This is a genomic window from Neorhizobium tunisiense (genome assembly GCF_039631515.1).
GTDB lineage: Bacteria > Pseudomonadota > Alphaproteobacteria > Rhizobiales > Rhizobiaceae > Neorhizobium.
In genome coordinates this window covers 1-19,473 of record NZ_JBDIUU010000011.1, presented here as the reverse complement: position 1 = coordinate 19,473, position 19,473 = coordinate 1, and the positions used below count along the sequence as shown (strand labels likewise).

Genomic DNA, 19,473 nt, shown 5'->3' with positions numbered 1-19,473 from the left:
AAAAGCGGGCTTCACGCGCGAAAGGCCGGACATTTAAGCGCCCTCAAGCGCCCCCGCCTCCGACACATACAAGATCTGATGCCTGTAACAGGTCCTTATTGAGCGGACTCCGTGATCGCTTCGCGCAGCACGGCAACGCCCTCTAGAAAGTCGGCAAGGTCCATGTCCTCTTCCGGGTTGTGGGAGCCGTTGCGGTTGCGCACGAAAATCATGGCGCTCGGTACCCCGGCAGTGGCAAAGACGGCTGCATCGTGCCCCGCACCGCTTGGCATTTCCTCGGCCGGGATGCCCAATGATTTCGCAGCGTTTCCCAGGCGTTCGATCCATTTTCTATCCATAATGGCAGGGCCGGAATCGACCCGGCGATCGAAATTGAAGGCGACACCGCGCTCCTCACAGATCGACGCGCACTCGGAAAGAAAGAGGTTGTAAAACTCCTCCAGGGTGTCGTGGCTTTGGCTGCGGGCCTCGAAACTGAAACGCACGTGGCCTGGAATGCGGGCAATTGCATGCTCCTCGGGCACGGTGCCGAACAAGCCAGACGTCACAACAAGATCTCTGCCGCATTCCAGTAATGTGCGCCAGTGGTGGTCGATGCGCGTCATCAACTCGGCAGTGGCAAAGACCGCATCATGCCGCAACCAGCGTGGTATCGCACCTGAATGACCAGCCTCGCCGACGCATTCGATGGCACGATGCCTTATATTGCCGCGAATGCCCGTGACGATGCCGATCGACTGCCCGCGGGCGATCAAGACCGGTCCCTGTTCGATGTGCAGTTCGAGCCAGACGAAAATTCTACTGGCGTCGAGCAGGCGTTCTCCGCGCCTTATGCGTTCGACATCGGCACCGACATCGCGCATGCAGTCGCCAAGGCTCCGTTGCGTATCGCTAGACTTGGCAGAAAGATCGACCTCTGTGAGTTCCCCGAAAAGCGCTCTGGAGCCGATGTAAGCCTTACCGAAACGGGCGCTTTCCTCGCCGCGCAGACCAAACAGCTTGATCGAGCGGCGGGGCACAAAGCCCTCCGCCTTGAGCCGACCGAGGACTAGTAATCCCGCGACGACGCCAGCGGCGCCGTCGAAATTTCCGCCTTGGGGCACCGAATCCAAGTGCGATCCGCAAGCGACATAGGGAAGCTCCGGCTCGCTCCCGGGGAGTGTGACGACAAGGTTGGCGCCGTGATCGCGATCCGTGGCGAGGCCCAGCTCCCTGGCGACGGTTTCGACCGCATCAAGCGCGAGGCTCTCACCGTTTCCATAGCTTGCCCTCGTGATCCCGATGCCGTCTCCCGTCAGTTCCGCAAGCCGCTCGAAGAGCCGCTGGCCAACGTGGCGCTCGTCAAAGCTGTCTGCTGAAGCCATATGGGCATTGGGTGCGGTCATCACTGCGGATCCAGCCAGGAGAGGTCACTCTCGTCGGCCTCCTCGATCAACAGTGCTCCGGTCAGGGCCGAAGCCCGGTTGATCTGTCGGTGATAACAAAACGCCTGCAGGTCTTCTATGATCCGGGGCATGATGTTGGGTTGAAGGAAGGTAGCCGTTCCCACTTGCACTGCGCGTGCGCCGGCCAGCATGTATTCGATTACGTCCTCGGCAGATGAAATGCCACCGCAGCCGATGATCGGAATATCGACCGCATTCGCACACTGGAAAACCTGCCGCAGAACGATCGGCTTGACCGCCGGGCCGGACAGTCCCCCCATGACATTGCCGAGGCTCGGTTTGAACGTCTTGAGATCGATTGCCATCGACAGGATCGTGTTGGCGACGACCAGAGCATCCGCTCCCTCGGCTTCCCCCGCACGTGCAACTGCCGGCATATCTCCGGTATTCGGGGTAAGCTTGATCCACAGCGGAAGATCGGTGGCGGCGCGCAACGCGCGCGTCACCGTGGCGGTCGAGTCCGCGTTCATGGCAAACGCCCTGCCGTCCTCCTCGATATTAGGACAGGAAATGTTCGCTTCGATGGCGGCGACGCCGGGGAGCGAAAGATCGCGGGCCAGGCAGGCAAAACCGTCTGCAGTAGGCGCCGAGATGCTGACGACGAGCGGCGTGGATAAATGGGCATAAAGCGGGATAATCTTCTCGACGAAATGCGCAACGCCTTTCGATGGTATGCCGATCGCATTGATCATGCTGTTTGGGCGCTCGACGACACGGGGTGTCGGGTTGCCGGCCCGGACTTCTCTGGTGACAGTCTTGGTGACGATCGCGCCCAGACGGTCGAAATCCATCACCTGCGACAGGCCTTCAGCGAAGGTTCCCGACGCGGGCATGATTGGATTCTTCAGCGTCAGTTCGCCGATCTTCACCGACATATCGATATCGGTCTCAAGCTTCATGGCAGCGTCTCTAGAAGATCGAACACCGGACCGTCCCAGCAGACCCGGCGATTGATGATAGTGCCGCCGACATTGAAGTCCCTGACGCAGCAAAAACAAAGTCCGATACCGCAGGCCATCTGTTGCTCGATCGCCACTTGGCCCGGCAGCGAAAACTCCGCCGCGAGGCGCTGCTGGACCCGCATCAGACGGCTGGAGCCACAGGTGAAAAAGGCCTGGCAGCGACCGTCCGTGATCAACTCGCGCAGGATACGCTCCACATTGGCCGGGCCGCTCGTCGCCTCCTGATCCGTCACCTGTATGACGGTCGCCCCTTGCTCTTCGAAAAGCCCGACAGAGACCATGAGGTCAGGTCTGCGAGCGCTGAAGACGGCCGTGACGCGCGTGCCGTTACGCCTTGCGGCCTTCGCCAGCGGTGCAAGCGTGGCAAGTCCCGCGCCGCGTCCGACTGCGACAATATCCGTCAAGCCTGGGTCGAGCGCGAACCCGCGTCCGAGAGGCCCCATTATGTCAAGCAGGTCGCCACGTTTCAGGGTCGCAAGGCCACGCGTTCCCGAGCCGACGACCTTGTAGAGAAACTCGATCCGTCCCTGGTGCGGATTCGTGCCGTAAAGGCTCATCGGGCGTCGTAGGAAAGGCTCTTCACCCGGCAATTTTGGGCAAAGCAGGCTAAAAAACTGCCCAGGTTCGGCAGCCGTGGCCACGGGGCCGCACTCGACGACCAGATGATAATATTCCGCATTGACCGCGTCATTCGAAACGACACGGGACATTTCCGCCACCACCGTGGGCTTGAACGGACGCGGGACGCTTTCGCGGACCAAGCCAATCGAACAGTGGTCATCGCGGCAAAAATCGCTCAACGGCAATGGCTCAACCGTCATGGGGGACCATTCGGACGCCCCGCGACGTCAACAGGCCGCTGTCTGACGAAAGTGCCCGCAGGGGCAATGACCATCCAGGAATCAACATCGATATCTCCTTCTGCATGGGACGCTCCATAAACAGATAAAAAGCAGCATTGCATATCGACTTCTCATTTACAAGACAAAATCTCAAATTTGCGACGATCCTGATATACACTTTTCTTGATCGGCTCGGCCCGCTTGTCATGTCGGCGTCGGACCAAGATCGGAGGTCCAGCCGGCATTGATAAGGACGACGCCCGCCACGATGGACGCCATGCCGAGCATCTTCTTCATCGTCAGGTTCTCTTTGAAAAAGAGATTGGCGAGAATGACCGAAACCGGAAGGCTTGAACGCCTCAATATGGCGACGATGGACGGCATGCTGTCCGGAAAGGAAACGGCGTAAAACGAAAAAATCTCCCCAAAGGCTATCAGCAGGGATGCAAGGCCCAGATAGAGAAGCGGCAGATGCCCGCCGTCAGGCCTTCGCCAATTCCATTTTAGCGAGCGGGCGAGGACCGGTCGCGTGGAGAATGCCAGAAGAAGAGTGAGAAGGCCCATGCGATAGGCGTCGGACAGCGCTTGCAGAACCAACGGATTGGCCGGGACTGTCGACAACAGGTGTTTGTCATAGATCGACATCAAACCAGAGCAAGTCGCTGCAATGACGGTAAGCGCCATATTTGCCAACCAGAGCCGATCGAATGCCGGTGCCACGATGCTGGAGTGAGCTGCAGGTTTGCGCTCCCAGACCACCAGCACGACACCAGTCAAAATGGCCCCGATCCCCAGATATTCCGGGGCGCTCGGACGATCACCGTAGAAGATTGTGCCAGCAACGACCGAAAGTGCCGGCGACAGTGCACGCAGGGCCGCATAGGTTCCCAGGGGTAGATTACGCAGGACGATGAATATCGGCGCATAGGCGCCGAATTGCAGCAGGGATCGACCGATAACCATTCCATGCGCCGCTGGTGACAGTTGCACCGCCTCAAGGGCGGCTGGCGCGAGACCGAGGATGAGAAATATCGGGATCCATAGAATTAGACCGAGGAAATACAGCGTGAAACAGGCAATGCGCGGCTGAAGATTGGGCAGCGCCATCTTTAGAGCCAGGTCGCCACAGCCAAGTGTTGCGCCCGCGAGCGTGGCAAAGGTGACCCACATCGTGTCGTTCCTCCGGAGCTTCGATTCCGCCGTTACGGCTATGCCCCGGATTCTTTCCGAACGAATGAAGGGGGGCGCTGCCGGCTTGGTGCAGTTCTCCGATAGCGCACAGCGCCGTCCACATGTGTTGGCCGGAGCCATGGGATGGTGCGTTCGGCCCCCTATATGCGGCGAAACAGGGCTCAATGGGTGTCAAAGGTCTTCCGATAACGGTCGAGATGTTGCTCTGTCGCACGTCTCTCTGCTTCAGACGGCTTTTCCGCATCCGTGGCGGGCGGCAGCATCCCGAACTTCATGATGCAGAGCATCAGCAGCATTCGGGCTTTCGTTGCGGTCAAGTTCGATCCGCCGATAAAACTACGGCTGTGACGGGCAAAACCTTCCGTATTGCCGCGGCCGACGCATACTATCGGGAGACCGCAGTAGACCGCGCGTTCGAGTGCCGCCAGTTTCGAAGCGGACGCAGGCTTGCCGTAGGGCGAGAGCCCTTCGAGAACGAAGCCGGCAAGCGGATGAGACGTCAGGCATTTCCGCAGAATTGCGACGATATCCACCTCGTTTTCCGGATGGATGCCGAAGTCGTCCTCGGAGTAGCTGTAGTCCTTGACGATGGACACATAGGGAATGGCGTCGTCGCGTAGGTCGCCGGAAGGGGTTTTGATCGGAATTTCGATGCGTCCTATCGTGCCATCGCGTTGCGCAATCCCGCAGACGGATGCCGGCAGCCGGCTGATATTCAACTCGGACTGATAGGTGTGTTTGGCGTTGGGGGTAAAGCAAAGCCGAGAACGGCCTTCTGCGGCTGCGCCGACGATGCCGCCATGCCCGCCGCTGGCGGCGAAGCCGCCGGGTCGCGCATCTACTTTCACAACCTCCCTTGCGGCGAACACGCGTTGGTCCTGTACCAGAACGGCTCCCACCCGGTTGCGCCCTTCCGCATCGGCCCAGCAGCCGGAAGAGATGTAGTGCACGGAGTCAATGAGGTTGCGCGGACCGTCATTGCTCGTTTCGCCGTGATAGCGCTGCGATGCGTTTCCGCAAACGGGTACCGTCACGTCGAGGACGAGATTTAACCAGTAAATCGTTTCCTCGATGCGAGGACTGCCCTGTGTCCAGATCGCTCCGTCATAATGACCGTCACGCAGGATTTTCTGGGTGGCGTTGGCAATTCGGGCCAGGGACGTTCGCGGCGGTGACTTGCTCAAATGCGGGGGTCTGTAGGGGAAGAAGTCCCTCCCTGAAACCTCGACCGCAATGGTGCCATCGGCGTGATCGCTGCTTTCGCCGGCCGGAACGCCGTTCATGTAGCCACCGGATGGGGCGACACGGAAAAACTCCACATCTGCAATGTCGTGGATTGCGCTGCCGCGTCCTCTCGGGTCCACGCCCAGCCTGTCCACTTCCTCGAAGGTGCGGCTACCGTCCGGCATGAAAGGTTGGCGGCTCATTTCCCGCGCGGCGAAGGATGACACGCCATCCGTTTCCCAGGCGCTTCCGTCCCGCTGTCGCGCCATATAGGGTAGGGGATAATAACCGTCCTCCGGCCGCAGCTCTACACGATAGACAGGCCGATTGGCCGTGGCAGTCTCCGTTGCACTGAAATTGCCCTGGCTATCGACGTAACCGTCCGGCGGTGCATAGAGATGAGCAGCGTCGGCCTCGAGCGGATGCGCGGAAAACTGCTCGACATAGACGTGGACGGGTACAGCCAGTTTCTGCGGGCGCAAGCTGTCGTAACGTGACGGGTTTCCGTCGACATCGGTAAGCAAGGGGAGGGCGTGAAGGGCTCGAGCCTTGTTGGATGTCACCAGTGGCGGAGTGTTGTGGATCGTCGCGTTCGGCCCGGCCAGATGGGCTATCCGGACCTTGTTGGTGCCCTGCCGGACGTCACGCATGCTCGGCGGCCCTTGCGGAAGCGGCAACGTCCTGGCCGAGTCGAATGTCGTGCCGCGCCAGACGGGCCTTCAATCCGGGATAAATTTGCCTGCCGAAATCCTTCAGGTCGTCGATGAAGTCGATGAAGGTGAGTTGAATGGCATCGAATTTTGCGTCTGTTGCGACGTGAGCGAGTTGCTCGGCAATCGTGTCGTAGGATCCGATGATCGGTGCTCCGGTGCCGAAGCCGATCATGCGCGGATTGCGCAAAAAGGACGTCCGACCTTCGGAAGAGCCCCGATTGTCCCTCTCGAACGAGGCGATGAGGTTGTCGAAAGCCTCGTTGTCCCGGCCGTCGAGCAGGCGCTCGAAACGATCGTGAGCGGCCTGATCGGAGCTGCCGGCCACGATCAGCATGTTGGCTGAAACCTTCAAGTCGCGCCCCTCTTCGGCAGCAAAGGCTTTTACATGGTCCACTTTTTCTGGACGGGCGCCGACAAATTGATAGTTCGAATGCTTGGCTCCGAAACGGAGGCCTTCATCGGACAGTCCGGCTGAGATGATCGGCGGATAGGGCTTTTGGATCGGCTTCGGATCGCAGACGCAGTTGGTAAGTTGAAAGAAGCGACCGTCGTGGGTGAGGCGCTGTTGCGTCCACAATTGCTTGACAACAGTCAGCCATTCGTCGGCATATTCATAGCGGAAGGTCTCATATCCTTCGGGCACGACTCCCATCTGCTCGAGTTCTTCAAGCGTGTTTCCGGTGACGATGTTGACGCCGAAGCGGCCACCGCTGATTTCGTCGATCGTGGCAATCATTTTCGCCGCGACGACGGGGTGAAAGAGCAGCGGGTTGATGGTTGCGAACAGCTTGATCCTGTTCGTCACGCTGGCCAGCGCTGCGCTCATGACGACCGGCTCGATCGTCTGCTCCCAAAAGCCGCTCCTGCCGCCAAACCCCATCCATTTTCCCATTGAAAAGAGGAAGTCGAAGCCGGCCTCTTCAGCAAGCGTCGCGATGGTCCTCTCAAGTGCGAAGGTCGGCTGATACCTTGGTGCCGTTGTGGACATCAGAAAGCCATTCGTGCCGACCGGCATGAAAACGCCAAGTTCCAGGGTGCGCATGGGATTCCTTTCAACAGGTGAGAGAGGGTTGAGGAGGTATCAATTGCCTTCATCATAAAGCCGGGTCACCGCAGCGGCCGCCGTCTGGAGACCGACAAGACCTGCCCTCCTCACTGCGGCGGCGGCGCGTTCTCTTGCCTTTTGCTTTATGTCGGCTTCGGCCAATGAGGTAATCCTACCGCCCCTATAGAGAGGGCGTCCGGCGACCCAGGTCTCGGCGATGGAGTTTATAGATGCGGAATAGACGAGCGTCTGAAGCGGGTCGTGATAAGGCGTCCACTCGATGTGGTCGGTATCGAAGAGAATGAAGTCGGCCTGCTTGCCGATCTCGATGGAGCCGATCTCGTCGTCCCAAAGCAGGGCGCCTGCCGCCTCGATGGTCGCCATTCTCAGGGCCTTGCGCGCGCCCACTGCGTCCGGATCGATATGGGCATCCTTGAAGAGGCCGGAAACGATGTGCATCTGGCGCATCAGATTCAGGTTGCCCGCCGCAGAAACACCGTCTGTTCCAAGGCCGACCGTTATTCCCCTGCCCAGCATCTCTTTGTAGCGGCCTATGGCGCCGGCGCCCTTTCCCAACTTGAGGGAAGAGCAGGGGCAGAAGGCGACCTTGACGTTCCCGGCGGACAGAGCGTCCAGGTCGTCGTCGTTGACTGCGACGCAATGAGCGATCACCAGGTTGCTTCCCAACCCCCCCGCCGCCCGAATTCTTGATACCGGCCAGGCACCGTGGTTTTTCTCGCATATACGCGCCTCCTCGATGGAGGTCGCCAGATGATAGGTCGTGCCGACACCCAGGCGCTCCGCCAGCGCCCTCGCGCCGACATGCAGCTCCAGCGAACAGGGTTCCTTTCCCTCGATGTTGACCCAGCAACGGATGCGCCCGTCGGCCCGGCCATTGAAGCGACGCACGCAATCTTCAAGGGCAGCCAGGGCCGTTTCGGCATCGTCGAAGAAATGATGCCGCATCATTTCTTCCGACCAGCCCGCGGGAATGTCCTTGGGGCGGTTGTCGGCGGCGTGCCGGCCGGTGATGCCGCGGATCCCGGATTGCTCGATCGCGTCCACCACGTGGGCCGGATCGAATTGCGAGCCCATATCGAGGAAGCATGTCGTCCCGCTGCGCAACATCTCACAAATGCCGAGCAGAGCACCCCAATATTCATCCTCACGATCGATATGTGCGTAGAAGGGTTTTGCCCAATTGAAAACCCAGGCCCGAGTGTTCAGGTTGTCCGGGAATACCCCCCGCGAAAGCGTCTCCGACAGGTGCACATGCGTATCGACGAAGCCTGGACAAAGCGCTCGCTGCCGTCCATCCATGATCGTGTCGAAGGATGCGCGGTCATGGCGGCATGCCACTTCGGCAACCGGGCCGACATCGGCGATATGCTTGCCTTCGAGCACGACGCTGGCATTGCGAAGAATGGTGTCCTCTTTGTCGACCTGAAACAACGCGTCCAGGTTTTCGATCAATGTCCGCATGACAGACCTCATGCCTGCAGCGCAGGAACCCGGAAGGTCCTGAGTTTGTGTCCCACATTGTCGCACCGTATCTCCGACACGCTCCCGCCGTCGTAGTCATTCATGACCTGCTGGATGGCGGCGGCAATTCCGGTCCGGAAAGCCGGATCATCCATTTCCGGACCCATAGCGAGCACGGAGGAGCCCCAGCTGCTCATGGCAACCCCGCTGACGCCCATTTCACGCAGCTTTTCCATGACGACGGGAACCACTTCGGCCTGGCACTCGATCTGGTGAGACTTCCATCGGCATTTCTGTAGCTCGTTGATGCCGCGGGCGAAGATCTTTGGATCGTCCTCGATCACGGCCGGAATGAGCATCATCATCGTGATGTGGCTCACCGCCCGGACGTCTTCCATCGGGATGGGGCAGACCTGGGCAAAGAGCTGCTGCTCCAGCGCGCCATGGATCTTGCGGGCAATGGGGGTGACCAGCAGCATCGGCCAATCGGGCATGTCGTAACGCGCGAGCAGGGGCCCGGGCGGTATGTCGGTGGCCCAGCCAGACGTCATGAACGCACCGGCCTTGACTTCCGCCCGGTGGCCGCAGTCGACAACAAAGCCTCCCTGGTCGAAGCAGTTGGAGCCAATCCCGGATGTTCCGCCGCGTCCCACAAAGCGGGCGAGTTCGCGACCGGGAAACTCATAGCCGTAAAGCGTCGTATAGGCTTTCGCGATCCCAAGCAGCAGAGCCGTCTTCGAGCCAAGCCCGGCGTGTGACGATACGGGTGACTTCACGAAAATGTCGACTTCGGGCAGGCGCAGCTTCTGGTGCAGCGCCCCGAGTGCGGCCTCAATGGCGTTTTCAGCCTCAGCGCGGTCTTCGGGGTCATCGATATCGCAGGTGATGGCGTTGCGACCCGTCGCTTGCGTCGCCGTGATCTCGAATCTTGGACTCGAAAGCGCGAAGCCCACTCCCCCGTCCACGCGATCGGAAAAAGAGCCATTCAAATCTGCCAACGTCAGATGGAAGCGGCTTGGCGCACTAACGCTTACACGATGATACAACATAATGGAAAATTCCCTCTTGCTGTCGGCTTGTTGCTGTCCGCGACCCTTGATTGAGCGGTGCGGCATGCCGCTGCCGGTTTGTTGGCCCGGGAACCATATTAATAAAATGAAATTGTGTCTATATAAATAGATTTTATTTATATAATGGTCTGTCGGCCTGGCACGTGGTTTTGAGGCCGGGCCGATGTGGTGTCCTGCCGCGACCGCGACGACGTGACTTCGCCGAAACCGGAGGGAGCGGCGCTCAGAACTTTTCCATCTGGCTGCGCACCTTGGAGAGAAATTTCCGGCGTGTCGCGTCGGTTGAACGGTTCATGCCGTAGTGCGCAAGGTAGACGGTCTTGGCCAAGGGGTGGATCTGGGCTCGGATGACGCGCGTAACCACCTTGCGTGGTGGATCCCCGACAAGAAATGCTTTCGAGCGATCCGCCCCATATGTTGTCACGGCGGCCAGCTTTCTGATGTGCTGGAGAACGTAACGCATGCGCTCGTCGTGCAGTTCAAAGGATACGCCCGGCAGAAAGACCCGGTCAAAGAATCCCTTGAGCATGGCGGGAAAGCCGAAGTGCCAGATCGGTGTCACCAGAACCAGCGCCTCGGCATTCTTCAGGCGTTCCACATAGGATTCCACGTTTTGGCGATTGATGGGAACATCGTGGTATATCAATCGTTCATGCCGGGTCAGAACCGGCGTGAAGCCCTCTGCATAAAGATCGCAGCAGTCTACCTGGTGCCCGGCCTGCTGCAGGCCAAGTCTCGTTTGCTCGCAAAGGGAGGCGCCGTAGCTTGATTCAACGGGATGAGAATACAGGAGAAGGGTTCGCATTTTTCGGTCCGTGTTGTTGTGTACTGCCTTCACGGCAGAAACAGAAAACCAAGGGTGTTCACAGCAATTCCAAAATTTGTGCGTAGCCGATTTCCGTCCGAAATCGCATGAAGCCAAAGGGCGGACGATGGCGGCAGTTGTGCTGTCGCCGGACGTCTAGCCGGCGCGCAGGTGCTGCTGTCGCCGTAGCCTTGGAAAAAGCGTGTAGGCGTTCTCGACCGAGATCTTCAGGCAGTCCTCTGGCGAAAGACCGCTCGTCTCGAGCGTTTGCAGGGGGGTCATGTCGGCAGGAGGAAAGGAGTAGTCGGTTCCCAGAACGATTCTGTCCGAGGATACGCTTTCAGCCAGGAAGTGAAGGATTTTCGGGCTATGGACAACTGTGTCGAAGAAGAAATTCTTCACATAGTAAGACGTTTCTCGCTCCGCGACATATTGCTGCTGTGCCTTGTTCATCCGCACATAGAGCCGATCAAAACGCCCCAGGAGGAATGGCAGCAGACCGCCCCCGTGCGAAATCAGGATTCGCAATCCCGGAAAGCGATCGAGTACGCCCGAGCCCACCAGCGACCCGATCGCCAAAGTCGTGTCATATGGATATTGGACGACCTGCGTGAGCGCATATTTCTTGATCCGCGCCCCTGGCACTGCCTGTACGGGGTGGATCATGACCGGCACGTCCATTTGTTCGAGTTTCGACCACAAGGGATCCAGATCGATATCGCCCAGGTTGACGTCATCCACATTGGCAGCGAGGCATATGCCGACAGCTCCCATCGAAAGCACCGCATGTTCGACTTCGGACGCTGCAAGCTCGGGCTCATTCAGCGGAATGGATGCAATAAACGAGAACCTGTCGGGATATTGGGCGCAAAGATGCCGATAGGCATTGTTCATGAGCCTGTGCCACGCCGTCGCCTTTTCCTTCGGCAGCGAATAGGCGAAGATATCCGTCCATTGACTGAGCACCTGATGGGAAACGCCCATCGCGGCCATGCCCTGCAATCTTTGCTCGACCGTCTCCACCAGTTGCGGAAAGAAGGGACGTACTTTGAGACCATAGTCAAAGTGCAGTGCGGGTATCGACCCGGGCGTGTCACGGTGCATGGTGATACCGAAATCCCGAGCCCGCTCGTCCAGGACATCCAGCACCTCTTTGGGAACGTAGTGGGCATGCGTATCAATGGCCATGTCTTTTCCTTTCATGAACAAATGTCGTTACCGCCGCAGGAGCGGGGAGGTGAGCCTGTCGTCTGTTTTGGACAGGAGGTCGAACAGGGCTCTCGGCGTTATCGGCAGCTGCCGTGGCGCTATTTTCGCGGCGAACGCATCTTCCACAGCCGCCGCGACTGCCGCACCGGCGGCATTGATGCCTCCCTCGCCCGCGCCCTTCAGTCCGAGCGGGTTCGTGGGGCTCGGCCAATCCTCGAGCAACAGAATTTCGAACGCCGGCACATCGACGATCCTCGGCGTCACGTAGTCGGCAAACGAGGTCGTCAGCGGCTGGCCGTCGCTGGAGAATGATATTTCCTCCATCAGGGCGCCGCCGATGCCTTGCACCGCACCTCCCAGCAGTTGGGCCTTGACGAGATCCGGATTGACGGCCCGGCCGATCTCGTAGGCAATGTGGTATTTCTCCACCGTGATACTCAAGTCGTCCGGATCGACCTTCACCTGGGCAATGTGCACGCCGTAGGGGCAGGCCATGGCTCCGGAGCTGAAATCTGCTTCGGCAACGAGCTGCGTGGAGGGAGCGGAGGCGTCGATCATCGCGCGCAGTTCGGAGAGACCCACATTCCGGCCGTTGATGCGGCAGCCCTCGCGGTGAAGGGTGGCCCTGTCGGTGGTTTCGTCGAGAAGCGCGGCGCATGTTTCGATCAGTTTTTGACGGAAAATGCGACAGGCCTCGTGGACGGCCGAGCCAGCCATGACGGTGGTGCGAGAGGCGAATGTCCCGCCACTTTGGGAGATGCGATCCGTTTGCCCACGCACGATACGGAAGACGTCAATCGGGAAACCAAGCCCATCCGCCGCGATCTGCGCCAAGGCCGTCTCCATGCCCTGCCCGAGCGAAGAGGTGCCGGTGACGATCTCTATCTTGCCGTCGGACGCCAGTTCGAGACGGGCGGTTTCGTGGAGCGCGGTATCGGTCTTCTCCACGAACATGGCCAGGCCGACGCCGATGCACTCACCACGCTGCCTCCGTTCCTCTGCGGTCCGTCTCAGTTCCGGAAGATCGAAGGCCCGTATCGCCGTATCCAGCGTTTGGAGATAATCTCCCGAGTCATACACGACCCTTTTGCCGGTGGCTTCGATTTGCCGGTCGAACGGCATTTCCGTAGCGCTGATGAGGTTCCTGCGGCGAACCTCCACAGGGTCCAGCTCGAGCGCCTTGGCAATCGCATCGATCATCCGCTCCATGGCGAAGGTTGCCTCGAAGCGGCCCGGTGCGCGGTATGTTCCGCAAGGGGTCTTGTTGGTCAGGTGCACCGTCGCTGTCGCCTGATAGGCTGGAATGCGATACGGTCCGGGCAGAAAGGCACAAGACAGGTCGGAGACCTTGATCTCATGGGTTCGAAGATAAGCGCCTTGATCCGTCGCAATTCGGGCACGCAAAGCCGCAATGACGCCTGTCTTGCTGACGGCCGCGTCGAGGTGGATAGTCTGATCGCGCGAGTGGTTGATGGCGAGGAAGTGCTCTGACCGGTCTTCGATCCATTTAACGGGACGGCGCAGCCGCAGCGCGGCAAAGGCCACCAGAACATCCTCCGGGTACAGTTCGCCCCTGACGCCAAATCCCCCACCGGCATGCCCCTCCCGCAAGACTACGCCGCCGATATCCAGCGACAACATCCTGGCGAGTTCCTGGCGATTGGCGTGTGGAACCTTTGCCGCACCATAAAGGTCGAAGCCGGCTGCACCCGGATGCGGCACCGCAATTGCGCCCCGTGTCTCCATCGGCACGGCCGTTTGCCGCGCAAGTCGGCATGAAATGGAGATTTTATGTTCGGCCGCCGCGAACGCCGCCTCGACGTCGCCGTAGCCTTTTTCAATCCGCGCGACTTCATTGCCGCCGCGCATGCGGGTCTCGGTCCGGGTGTCGGTTTCAGGTCCGCAGTCGAGAACGGGCGGTCGTATTTCGGCATCGATCGCGACCAACCGGCCTGCATCTTCGGCAAGGCAGGGATCGGTGGCCAACACGATCGCGACGGGTTCACCCACGTAGCGCAACTCGTCCGACGCCATAACCGGCTGCCGATGCTGCAGCAGGTCGCGGTCGGGTATGCGGCGGAACCCGATTGGGGGAAGTTCGCGTATGTCGTTTCCGGTCCATACCGCGACCACACCCGGGGCACTGGCGGCTTTGCCGACAATCACGCTCTTCAAACGGGCATGGGCATAGGGGGATCGAACGACATGCATATGCAGCATGTTTTCAAACGCCAGCGAGCCGACAAACCGGGTGCTGGCTTGCAGCAGGTCGTCGTCTTCCACCCTGTCGACAGACTGGCCTATCATGTTCATGGTCCGAATCCGCGTTCGGCGCGCGATGCCAGAAGATCGGCGACCGCCGACACGATCGGACTATATCCGGTGCACCGGCACAGGTTAGCGGACAGCGTCTGAATGGCCTGATCGAGCGACAATTCGTTCCGCAGTATGTAGTCGGCCAGGACCATGAAGCCCGGCGTGCAATAGCCGCACTGTATCGCCCGATGTTTTTTGAAGGCGTTTCGGATCGCAGCAAGCGAATCGGGATCGGCCAAAGCCTCTGCCGTTCGAATATCGGCACCGTCGGCTTGAACGGCGAAAAGCAGGCATCCTCTGATCGGTACGCCGTCGACGCTGACCGTGCAGGACCCGCAATCGCCCTGGCCGCAGCCCACGCGAGCACTTTTTATGTCGCATTCCTGACCGAGAGCATCGGTCAACGATCGCCGGGCCGCTACTCGCAGAAGCTGCGTGGCGCCATTCAACGTGAAGGAGACGGTGTGAAGCTCGGTGTCCTCCATCAGCACTCCAACGCCTGCGCGATTGCACGCGTCGTCGCCACGACAGCGAGGTGTTCGATATAGGGCTGGTTTTCGCCGCCCTGTTGTCGAACTGCTGCTGCGGCGATTTCGACAAGGTCATCACTGCCGCTGGCGGAGGCTCGGCGACCGGACAGCCAGTCTTCCAACGCGTGCAGCCGGCAAGGAACGGGCGTGCACGCGCCAATGGCAATACGGCAATCGCGTACGCGAGCATCTTCCAAGGTGATGGCGGCCAGGGCGAATGCGGAAGCGGGCCGGCTTGGCTGCGGAGCGAGTTGAGCAAACCCATACCGCCAATCTTCCGGGGGAACCTTGATTCTGACACTGGTAATAATGTCGTCTGGTTTCAGCGTCGTTCTGCCGTCCCCTTTTACGAACTGTATACAGCGCTCGCAGCGCATGCCTTCGGCATTCTCGACTACGATGTCGGCATCCAACAGAAACGACAGCAAGGCCCACTGCGCTTTCGGACTGGCATTGGCGAGGCTGCCGCCGATGGTTCCTCTCAGTCTGACCGGCAGGTTTCCGATTGCTCCTGCCATTCGGCCAAGAAGTTCCGCAAAGCCGGACGGCAGTGAAAGATGGCCGATCGCAGCTTCACAACAGAAGCTCTGATGGCGGACCATCGCTCCGATCTCCAGAACGTCATTCACGACGGCGAGCTTCGACAGGTCGGCAATCCTGTTGAGATCGACGATATTTTTCGGAGTTGCCTGACGCAGGTTCATGCGCGGGACCAGACTCTGCCCGCCGGCGATGATTGCTGCATCTGCCTTATGCCGAGAGAGAAGCTCCAGGGCATGATGAAGTCCGGACGGTCTGTGATACCGGAACGATGCGGGATACATTGTGCCACCGAGAGTTCTGCATGTTGCGCGCGAGCGGGGGTCGGCAAGTAGGAGCTGTCTCAATGAAGAGGCGGGCTTGCGAAGTGTTGAGAGCGGGGCTGCGTCGTCGACTGGCGTCCAGGTTCGGGGCCGCTTTCCGAAAGCGGCGTTCGGTCCGTTGGTTGTCGAAGAGCGCTGCCATCACGGCAACGCCGCCGGAGAATTCCAATTTGCGCGCACTTCGTAGATCGCAGAATTTCCCGCGTGCTCCCGGATTTCCACGGACTCGAGCGATACGCGTCCCTTGGTCATCTCATCGGTAACCTGAGACACATGATCGTGGACATGCTTGGCCAGCGCCTCGCAACCCACTGCCGGCAGAATGCGGAGGTCCACCAGTCCGGCGGCCGCAAGATCTTGAAGTCGGGGCAGTTCGGGGTCGTCGTCGGCAGCGATCATCGTGTGGTCGAGAAGGTCATGCAGCCACGCTTTCACGGGCTTCAGAGAACCGAAGTCGAGGCACCAATTGCGGTGATCGAGATGCGGGGTTGCAAATACCAGCTTCACCGCCAGGGCATAGCCGTGGACAAGCCTGCAATGCGAGTCTGCGCGCCATTGACGAAAACAGCATGACAACCCTTCATTGTGATCGTAGCTCTTGGTCGATCTGTAGATTTCCATCGGCCCGGCACCGGCTCGGGCAGGGCGGAGAGTGGGATCGGCGATTGTGTCCATCGTTGATCAAGACCTCTCCAGCGCTTTGCATTCCTGAAGGAAATCAGACTTTGCCGCCTGGTCGGTCTCGAATTTCCCGTAATAGGCAGTCGTTATCATACGGCTGGCCTGCGATGCTCTGATGCCGCGGTGCGTTTTGCACATGTGAACGGCACTGATGCGGACGGCAACGCCCTCTGGCTGTGTTTTCTCGTAAACGAAGTCGCCGATCTGCCTTACCAGTTCCTCCTGGATTTGTAGCCGGGACGCGAAATAGTGGACGATGCGGTCGTATTTGGACAGGCCAATGATCTTGCCGTTGGTCGACGGCAGCACGCCGATATAGACGCTGCCGTGAATTGGCATGAGGTGGTGCGCGCATGTGGAGCGAAGTTCGATCGGACCGGTGACGATAAGACCGTCGAAGGCGCCGACATTTTCGAACTCGGTGATCTTTGGCGGAAGGGAATAGCGACCGTCCAGCGTTTCGCACACGAGCATCTTGGCAAAGCGCCTGGGTGTGTCCCGTGTATTGTGATCGTTGACGTGGTCGATTTTCAGGACATCGAAGAGCTCTCGGATCTTGGCGGAGGCTGACTCGATCATCTCCTGCCTGTCCTCTTCATCGAGGACCCCTTCAATTGTCTGGTTTCCGAGACGGGAAAGTCTGTTGAGCTGAAGCACCGCTTTCTCCTTAAACTCAGGCAAATGCCCAATGTCATGTTTTGCGAATTAGTCCATTTATTAAAATCAAGTCTCTTTCTATAGACGACAATCGTCAAGCGGTTTTTTTGAAGGATTTGTGACGGGGTGCCGCTGAGCATGTGGCTCGCGTTGATTGTGTCGGCGAAATTTCGTTCCGAGCGACGACTTTTGAGAGGCCTTCTGCGCAGCAAGGCTGCCTAAAACTCCGTACTCCGATCACTCCCGGGCACCGGACTGACGGCGGCGGAACGGGAGGGCGGGATCTGGATTCGGAGGATGGTGGCCGATAAGTCGATAACGGCCGTCATCTCGGGCGCTTGGTCATGTCGACGAGGTGAATGAGGATAGTTCGGCGGACCGGTTGTTTTCGTGGAAGTGTGCTGTCTTCCGGAAGGCTCCAACATGACGCGCATTTGGGGTCTCTCTGACACGACATGAAAAAGTTCTCATTTTTGAGAATGTCCTTGACACATCTCGCGTTACGGCTTTAGCCTCTGTTTTTAGCATCCTTAAGTAGGAGATGCCCGATGGTGCAGACAGAGAGTCGGTCGCATAACTTCAAGACGATCGGCATCGTCGCTGCGCGCTTTTAAGCCCAGACATTGTGACGTTTACAGGTGGTCGGTGGTACCGGCCGCCGGCCTGAGTTGTTTTTCGAGACCCGATGTTTATGGCTGCTGCTACCAACGATGAATTGTCACCGCCCTTTTTCTCCACTCGCCGACAGCTGAGCCGGCCTTTGAGCAAGGCTGCGAGTGAGACGGGTCTCCCTCTGAAGACGACGGCGTCTGGTCGAAGCCGCGGGGCGATGGCTTCGATTGTCTGCGTGATCTGCGTACGAAAAGGCGAGGGCTTGCACCATGCGCGCCGTGCCAAGACAACAAGTGCACTTATCGCCAGGCATGTGTCTTGCCCCTCTTTTCTCAAGGCCCTGATGAGTGGGGCCGAAATCGTTCGAACGTTTTTCCGAAGGAGGTTGTTTCCATGTTCAGCAGCATGATCAAGGTCATTGACGACAAGGGTAGGGCGGTGAAAGCCTTTAGCTGCGTCGCCAAGGACGCTTATGAAAAGGCCGTCTCAGATCCGGAGCACGCGGCTGCCTATCTGATGCTTGCTATCGTGGCCGATAAACTCGCGGATCAATACTATGAGTGTATTCTGCTGGATAGCCACGTCGACAAGGAGTTTAAAAGGCTCCTGACCTTCGCCGACAACCTCGACAAAGCTTACGCTTCGGCCGACGTGAACGAAACGCTGAAGGCTGTCTCGGACGTAGCCCGGCAGATCGCGAGCAACCGTTAGCGAAGTGTTCGAAATTATGGAAATGGGTGGCGCGGTGCCTTATGGAGATGATGCCACCCATGTCTCGACCTTTTCCGACTGACCGGGCGTGCGGCATCGACGTCTGTCCCGATGGAGAGATGGCTCGGTTTGTTTGAACAGTTTCGGGCGTTTCGTTAAGTGGATTTCCGCCTCGATTATGCTGCCACCATCATTGGTGCCAGCGCGTTGAAGTAGGCCTGATCCGGCGTCTGCCGGTCAAGGGATGAATGTGGGCGTCGGCTGTTGTAGAAGGTCAGATATCTGCCGATGGCAGCGCGGGCCTCGGACACGGTCTTGTAGGCGTGAAGGTAGACTTCCTCGTATTTGATCGACCGCCAGAGCCGCTCGACGAAGACATTGTCCCGCCACGCCCCCTTGCCGTCCATCGAGATGGCAATCTCTACTTTCTTCAGCACCGCCGTGAAGTCGATGGAGGTGAACTGCGATCCCTGGTCCGTATTGAGGATTTCCGGCTTGCCACAGCGGGCAAGTGCTTCCTCCACCGCTTCGATGCAGAAGGCTGCTTCCATCGTGATCGACAGCCGCCATGACAGAACCCTCCGGCTGAACCAGTCGACGACAGCGCAGAGATAGACGAATCCCCGCGCCATGGGGATGTAGGTCAGGTCCATCGCCCAGACCTGGTTAGGCCGGGTGACCGCCAGCTTGCGCAGGAGGTAGGGATAGATTTTGTGCCCAGGCGCTGGTTTTGAGGTGTTTGGGCGGCGATAGATCGCCTCGATGCCCATCTTCTTCATCAGCGTGGCGACATGCAGCCGCCCAGCTTCCAGCCCTTCTCCTCTCAAGAGCCCTTGCAACATCCGACTTCCGGCAAAGGGGTAGTCGAGATGCAACTCGTCAATCCGGCGCATCAGGGCAGGATCGCCGTCAGGCACTGGACGAGGAAGATAATAGACCGTGCCACGGCTGAAGCCGAGAAGCTTCGCCTGGCGCGCGACCGACAGTTCGTGCTCGCGGTCGATCATTTTTTTCCGTCCAGCAAGCCCGCTTTGCCGAGCGCTCCGGCTAAAAAATCGTTTTCCAGCGTCAGCTCCCCGATTTTGGCATGCAGCGTTTTGACGTCGACGGTTGGA

Annotated in this window: 16 protein-coding genes and 1 pseudogene; 1 reads left to right on the top strand and 16 read right to left on the bottom strand. The window is 59.1% G+C overall.

What is annotated here, in order from left to right:
* Positions 1–95: 95 nt before the first annotated feature.
* The 15 genes from ABCW43_RS26100 to folE form a co-directional block, all read right to left on the bottom strand.
* A complete protein-coding gene (locus ABCW43_RS26100; RefSeq protein ID WP_345929928.1) occupies positions 96–1,385 on the bottom strand; it encodes a hydantoinase/carbamoylase family amidase in 1,290 nt (429 codons plus the stop codon).
* Positions 1,385–2,437 (bottom strand): dihydroorotate dehydrogenase, encoded by a 1,053-nt coding sequence (locus ABCW43_RS26095; protein WP_345929926.1) that lies wholly within the window; start codon positions 2,435–2,437, stop codon positions 1,385–1,387. The genes ABCW43_RS26100 and ABCW43_RS26095 overlap by 1 nt, the downstream gene beginning before the upstream one ends.
* The gene (locus tag ABCW43_RS26090; RefSeq protein ID WP_345929924.1) at positions 2,341–3,117 is read right to left on the bottom strand and encodes a dihydroorotate dehydrogenase electron transfer subunit; all 777 of its coding nucleotides are present in this window, start codon (positions 3,115–3,117) and stop codon (positions 2,341–2,343) included. Before ABCW43_RS26090 ends, ABCW43_RS26095 begins: the two co-directional genes overlap by 97 nt.
* Positions 3,118–3,453: 336 nt before the next feature.
* The gene (locus ABCW43_RS26085; protein WP_345929922.1) at positions 3,454–4,419 is read right to left on the bottom strand and encodes a DMT family transporter; all 966 of its coding nucleotides are present in this window, start codon (positions 4,417–4,419) and stop codon (positions 3,454–3,456) included.
* 182 nt (positions 4,420–4,601) lie between these two features.
* On the bottom strand, positions 4,602–6,188 hold the full coding sequence (locus ABCW43_RS26080) for an asparaginase domain-containing protein (RefSeq protein ID WP_345929919.1): 1,587 nt from the start codon (positions 6,186–6,188) through the stop codon (positions 4,602–4,604).
* A gap of 118 nt (positions 6,189–6,306) precedes the next feature.
* A complete protein-coding gene (locus ABCW43_RS26075; protein ID WP_345929917.1) occupies positions 6,307–7,419 on the bottom strand; it encodes an LLM class flavin-dependent oxidoreductase in 1,113 nt (370 codons plus the stop codon).
* Positions 7,420–7,458: 39 nt separating this feature from the next.
* Positions 7,459–8,904 carry an amidohydrolase family protein gene (locus ABCW43_RS26070; protein ID WP_345929915.1) on the bottom strand — a complete coding sequence of 482 codons (1,446 nt, stop codon included), beginning with the start codon at positions 8,902–8,904 and terminating at the stop codon, positions 7,459–7,461.
* Between the two features lie 8 nt (positions 8,905–8,912).
* Complete coding sequence (locus ABCW43_RS26065; protein WP_345929913.1) at positions 8,913–10,019, bottom strand: beta-ribofuranosylaminobenzene 5'-phosphate synthase family protein; 1,107 nt, start codon at positions 10,017–10,019, stop codon at positions 8,913–8,915.
* A gap of 178 nt (positions 10,020–10,197) precedes the next feature.
* Positions 10,198–10,779, bottom strand: a complete 582-nt coding sequence (locus tag ABCW43_RS26060; protein ID WP_345929911.1) for an NAD(P)H-dependent oxidoreductase — start codon at positions 10,777–10,779, stop codon at positions 10,198–10,200.
* Positions 10,780–10,935: 156 nt separating this feature from the next.
* Positions 10,936–11,967 (bottom strand): amidohydrolase family protein, encoded by a 1,032-nt coding sequence (locus ABCW43_RS26055; RefSeq protein WP_345929909.1) that lies wholly within the window; start codon positions 11,965–11,967, stop codon positions 10,936–10,938.
* 27 nt (positions 11,968–11,994) lie between these two features.
* On the bottom strand, positions 11,995–14,301 hold the full coding sequence (locus ABCW43_RS26050; RefSeq protein WP_345929907.1) for a xanthine dehydrogenase family protein molybdopterin-binding subunit: 2,307 nt from the start codon (positions 14,299–14,301) through the stop codon (positions 11,995–11,997).
* Complete coding sequence (locus ABCW43_RS26045; RefSeq protein WP_345929905.1) at positions 14,298–14,789, bottom strand: (2Fe-2S)-binding protein; 492 nt, start codon at positions 14,787–14,789, stop codon at positions 14,298–14,300. The genes ABCW43_RS26050 and ABCW43_RS26045 overlap by 4 nt, the downstream gene beginning before the upstream one ends.
* Positions 14,789–15,658, bottom strand: a complete 870-nt coding sequence (locus ABCW43_RS26040; protein WP_345929903.1) for an FAD binding domain-containing protein — start codon at positions 15,656–15,658, stop codon at positions 14,789–14,791. Before ABCW43_RS26040 ends, ABCW43_RS26045 begins: the two co-directional genes overlap by 1 nt.
* A gap of 180 nt (positions 15,659–15,838) precedes the next feature.
* Entirely contained in the window at positions 15,839–16,372 is a 534-nt protein-coding gene (locus ABCW43_RS26035) for a 6-pyruvoyl trahydropterin synthase family protein (RefSeq protein WP_345929901.1), read from the bottom strand.
* A 6-nt stretch (positions 16,373–16,378) separates the two neighbouring features.
* On the bottom strand, positions 16,379–17,035 hold the full coding sequence (gene folE / locus ABCW43_RS26030; RefSeq protein ID WP_345929899.1) for a GTP cyclohydrolase I: 657 nt from the start codon (positions 17,033–17,035) through the stop codon (positions 16,379–16,381).
* A gap of 1,005 nt (positions 17,036–18,040) precedes the next feature.
* On the opposite strand from folE, the gene ABCW43_RS26025 reads away from it, so the two are divergent.
* Positions 18,041–18,358: a hypothetical protein gene (locus ABCW43_RS26025; RefSeq protein WP_345929897.1), complete on the top strand. Its 318-nt coding sequence runs from the start codon at positions 18,041–18,043 to the stop codon at positions 18,356–18,358.
* A gap of 176 nt (positions 18,359–18,534) precedes the next feature.
* Here the strand turns inward: ABCW43_RS26025 and ABCW43_RS26020 are convergent.
* Positions 18,535–19,473, bottom strand: a pseudogene (locus ABCW43_RS26020) (IS3 family transposase); the annotation flags it as partial.